The organism is Rugamonas sp. GW822-FHT03B10, from assembly GCF_058801745.1.
This window is the reverse complement of sequence record NZ_JBXANP010000062.1, coordinates 1-532: the sequence shown is the minus strand read 5'-3', so window position 1 is coordinate 532 and position 532 is coordinate 1. Positions and strand designations below refer to the sequence as shown.

General features: G+C 53.9%; 1 rRNA gene. It reads left to right on the top strand.

Going from position 1 to position 532, the window contains the following annotated elements:
* Positions 1-70 precede the first annotated feature (70 nt).
* A 16S ribosomal RNA gene (locus AC1RQG_RS27860) occupies positions 71-532 on the top strand; the annotation flags it as partial.

Genomic DNA, 532 nt, shown 5'->3' with positions numbered 1-532 from the left:
GCCTGTCAGTATTTTGAGTGAGCGACCCGCTAGCAATAGCGGTGCGAGAAATCGCAAACAAACAGAGATTAAACTGAAGAGTTTGATCCTGGCTCAGATTGAACGCTGGCGGCATGCCTTACACATGCAAGTCGAACGGCAGCGCGGGGCAACCTGGCGGCGAGTGGCGAACGGGTGAGTAATATATCGGAACGTACCCTGGAGTGGGGGATAACGTAGCGAAAGTTACGCTAATACCGCATACGATCTAAGGATGAAAGTGGGGGATCGCAAGACCTCATGCTCCTGGAGCGGCCGATATCTGATTAGCTAGTTGGCGGGGTAAAAGCCCACCAAGGCAACGATCAGTAGCTGGTCTGAGAGGACGACCAGCCACACTGGAACTGAGACACGGTCCAGACTCCTACGGGAGGCAGCAGTGGGGAATTTTGGACAATGGGCGCAAGCCTGATCCAGCAATGCCGCGTGAGTGAAGAAGGCCTTCGGGTTGTAAAGCTCTTTTGTCAGGGAAGAAACGGTGGGGGCTAATATC